Origin of the sequence: Pseudomonas rhizozeae, from assembly GCF_031583775.1 — a bacterium.
Classification (GTDB): Bacteria; Pseudomonadota; Gammaproteobacteria; order Pseudomonadales; family Pseudomonadaceae; genus Aquipseudomonas.
Genome location: NZ_JAVLSB010000028.1, coordinates 1 through 3,957, shown reverse-complemented (window position 1 = coordinate 3,957; position 3,957 = coordinate 1). Strand labels below are relative to the sequence as shown.

The window sequence follows — 3,957 nt, the reverse complement described above, 5'->3', positions numbered from 1 at the left end:
TCTGTCTTCGAGAGGAATGTTGCCTGACAGTCCGTCTTCGTCGGAACGCCACCCGGAGCAAGCCCACAGGTTTTTGTGTAAGCCCGGAATCAGGCGAACGACGCCGAACCCTGTGGGAGCGGGCTTGCCCGCGATGGCGTCAGTGGATTCGGCAGCGATGTCTCAGGCACGCACCGGCGCATCGCAACATCCCGACGCGAGGTTTTGCAGGATCGGACAGTCCGGCCGATGGTCGCCATGACAGTGTTCGACCAAATCCTGCAAGGTGTCGCGCAACTGCCCCAACTCAAGAATTTTCTGGTTCAGCTCATCAATGTGCTGACGGGCCAGGGACTTGACGTCGGCGCTGGCGCGGCCGCGGTCCTGCCACAGGGTCAGGAGCTTGCCGACCTCCTCCAGAGAAAACCCCAGATCCCGCGAACGCTTGATGAACGCCAGGCTGTGCAGGTCAACGTCGCTGTAGATCCGATAGCCGCTGTCGGTACGATGGGCGGCCTTGAGCAGGCCGATCGATTCGTAATAGCGGATCATCTTCGCGCTCAGGCCGCTGTGGCGGGCCGCTTGGCCGATGTTCATCAGTTGTCCTCCAGGTCGCGGGGTTTCCAGGTTTTCAACAGTAGCGCATTGCTCACCACGCTGACGCTCGACAGTGCCATCGCCGCGCCGGCCAGCACCGGATTGAGGAAGCCGAAGGCCGCCAGCGGAATGCCGATCAGGTTGTAGACGAAGGCCCAGAACAGGTTCTGACGGATCTTCGCGTAAGTCTTGCGGCTGATCTCCAGCGCCGCCGGCACCAGCCGCGGGTCGCCGCGCATCAGAGTGATGCCGGCCGCGTGCATGGCGACGTCAGTGCCGCCGCCCATGGCGATGCCGATGTCCGCGGCGGCCAGGGCCGGGGCGTCGTTGATGCCGTCGCCGACCATCGCCACCACGCCGGTTTTCTTCAGTTCGGCCACGGCGGCGGCTTTGTCCGCTGGCAGCACTTCGGCGTGCACGTCCTGGATGCCCAAGGCATCGGCGACCACTTTGGCGCTGCCGCGATTGTCACCGGTGAGCAAGTGGCTGCTGATGTGCCGCGCGGCCAGTTGTTGCACCGCTTGCCGGGCGCCGGTTTTCAAGGTGTCACCGAAGGCGAACAGACCCAGCACCCGAGGTTCGGGGCTTTGCTCGATCAGCCAGGATAAGGTCCGTCCTTCGGTTTCCCATTCCAAGGCCGACGCCGCCAGGCCTCCCGCGCTCAAACCGCTTTCTTCCAGCAGGCGCCGATTGCCCAGCGCCAAACGCCGCCCGTCGAGTGTACCGGCAATGCCGCGCCCGGTCAGGGCTTGGCTGTCGCTGACATTGGCGACCGGCAACTGGCGTTCGGCGCAGGCGTCGAGCACGGCTTTGGCCAAGGGGTGTTCACTGCCCCGTTGCAGCGCGCCGGCCAGTTGCAGCACGCGGCTTTCATCACCGTCGACGGCTTTCAAATGGGCGATGCGCGGCGCGCCAGAGGTCAGGGTGCCGGTTTTGTCGAAGACCACGGCGCTGACTTCATGGGCGCGCTCCAACGCTTCGGCGTCCTTGATCAGAATGCCGTAGCGGGCGGCGACGCCGGTGCCGGCCATGATCGCGGTGGGCGTGGCCAGGCCAAGGGCACAAGGGCAGGCGATCACCAGCACCGCGACGGCATTGATCAACGCGGTTTCCAGCGGCGCGCCGTACAACCACCAGCCCAGCAGCGTAGCCAGGGCCAGCAGCAACACGGCGGGCACAAACACCTGGCTGACTTTATCCACCAGTTTCTGGATCGGCGCCTTCGCTGCCTGGGCGTCTTCCACCAGACGAATGATTCGCGCCAGCACGGTTTCCGCGCCCAGCGCCAGGGTCCGCACCAGCAGCCGGCCTTCGCCGTTGATCGCGCCGCCGGTGACGTTATCCCCAGGCTGTTTCGGCACCGGCAGGCTTTCGCCGCTGATCAGCGCTTCGTCGGCGTGGCTCTGGCCTTCGACCACCTCGCCGTCGACCGGAAAGCGCTCACCGGGTTTGACCAGCACCAGGTCGTGCAAACGCAGGGCACTGATGGCAACGTCCCGCTCCTGCCCGTCGATGACCTGAATCGCCCGCTCCGGGCGCAAGGCTTCGAGGGCACGGATAGCGCTGGCGGTCTGGCGTTTGGCGCGGCTTTCCAGGTACTTGCCGAGCAATACCAAGGCAATCACCACCGCCGAAGCCTCGAAGTACAAATGCGGCATCTGCCCGGCGCTGGCCGTCGCCCAGCTGTAAAGGCTCAAGCCATAACCGGCGCTGGTGCCGAGGGCGACCAGCAAGTCCATGTTGCCGGCGCCGGCCCGCACGGCTTTAAACGCAGCGACGTAAAACCGCGCGCCAAGGATGAATTGCACCGGGGTAGCGAGAGCAAATTGCAGCCAGGTCGGCAGCATCCAGTGCAGGCCGAAGGGTTCGACCAGCATCGGCAGCACCAGCGGCAGGGCCAGCACAATTGCCAGCAGCAAGGCCCAGCGTTCGCGGCGCAGCGCTCGGCTGTGGTCGTCGGCGTGCGGCTGGTCGGCCTCCCACAGCGTGGCGTTGTAACCCGCCTTGGTCACGGCGGCGATCAGGTTTTGCGGGTCGACTTGGCCGAACAGCTCAAGGTGCGCCCGTTCGTTGGCCAGGTTGACGCTGACGCTGTTGACCCCAGGGACTTTGCCCAAGGCGCGCTCGACCCGACCGACGCACGAGGCGCAGGTCATGCCATCGATGCTCAATTCCAGGCTGTGCGCCGGGACGCTGTAACCGGCCTGCTGCACGGCGGCCATCAAGGCCGGCAGGCTGTCGCTGGGCGCTTGCACCCGGGCCTGCTCGGTGGCGAGGTTGACGCTGACGGCGCTGGCGCCGCTGACTTTGTTCAAGGCACGCTCGACACGCCCGGCGCAACTGGCGCAGGTCATGCCGGCAATCGGCAGATCAAACGTGATGGATTCGGACATGGTCCCGCTCCCTGTAGAGATGACCTACAGGATCAACCTTGCCACTCGGGCAAGGTCAAGCATCGATTATTGCGCTGGCTGCACTTTAGTATTCCAGCGCCGCGCGCTTCAGGTACATCCCTTCCTGAGTCATGGCGATCCGGTATTTCTGCACGTCGCCCGAATTCAGTTTGATCTCCTGCGACCCTGGCGCCAGCATGCCCGGATTGCAGCCCGGTACTTGCCCCGGCAGCAGTTTCAAACGCAAGGACACGTTGCCCGGCGGCAGGTTGAACGACGTACTCTGCTCCTGCAGCAAGCGCGCCGACAGCTGATCGTGGATGTACACGCCGATTTCACAGGACGTCGAGACTTCCAGGCGTTCACGGGAAATGATCAGCACACCGTAATCTTCACCGGCGGCGTTCACCGAGGGGGCTGTGGCCAGCAAACCGAGGAGGCCGAACAGGCTGAGGGCAGACCAGCGCATGGCGCAAGCTCCTGTAATCATGTCGTAGATGACGCAGCTTGGCCGAGCGCGCGACCGAATGCCAGCCCGGCAGCAAAACGAAGAACTTGACCTTGCCACGACGGCAAGCTTGAGACTGGCTGCAACCTCACTCAAAGGAGTCATCCCATGCAAGTATTCAACGTCGAAGGCATGTCCTGCGGGCACTGCGTCAAAGCCATTACCAATGCGATCCAGGGCCAGGATTTCACGGCCGAGGTGCGGGTAGACCTGGCGGCCGGGGAAGTGCGGGTTGATAGCCAGCTCAGTGCCGAGCAGCTGATTGATGTCATCAGCGAAGAGGGGTATGGCGTGAAGCGGGCTTGATTGAAAAGGTGTGTTGTTGAGGCGGGTCCTTTCGCGAGCAGGCTCGCTCCCACATTTGAATCTCGGTATGGCTGAGACCCTTGTGGCGAGCCTGCTTCGGGCGGGGCTCCGACGAAGGCTATTTCCCTGCTGGCTCGTTCATGTGGGATGTCCCAAAACCCTGTGGGAGCTTGG

General features: G+C 63.9%; 4 protein-coding genes. 1 reads left to right on the top strand and 3 read right to left on the bottom strand.

Annotation, left to right across the window (positions count from 1 at the left end):
* Positions 1-162: 162 nt before the first annotated feature.
* From cueR to RG836_RS08940, 3 genes are all read right to left on the bottom strand, one after another.
* Positions 163-576, bottom strand: coding sequence for a Cu(I)-responsive transcriptional regulator (gene cueR / locus RG836_RS08950; protein WP_310844842.1), 414 nt, complete (start codon positions 574-576; stop codon positions 163-165).
* Positions 576-2,969, bottom strand: a complete 2,394-nt coding sequence (locus tag RG836_RS08945) for a heavy metal translocating P-type ATPase (protein WP_310844841.1) — start codon at positions 2,967-2,969, stop codon at positions 576-578. Before RG836_RS08945 ends, cueR begins: the two co-directional genes overlap by 1 nt.
* Positions 2,970-3,054: 85 nt before the next feature.
* Positions 3,055-3,438, bottom strand: a complete 384-nt coding sequence (locus RG836_RS08940) for a hypothetical protein (protein WP_310844840.1) — start codon at positions 3,436-3,438, stop codon at positions 3,055-3,057.
* A gap of 147 nt (positions 3,439-3,585) precedes the next feature.
* Between RG836_RS08940 and RG836_RS08935 the strand changes: the two genes are divergently transcribed.
* On the top strand, positions 3,586-3,783 hold the full coding sequence (locus RG836_RS08935; RefSeq protein ID WP_310844839.1) for a heavy-metal-associated domain-containing protein: 198 nt from the start codon (positions 3,586-3,588) through the stop codon (positions 3,781-3,783).
* Positions 3,784-3,957: the final 174 nt, after the last annotated feature.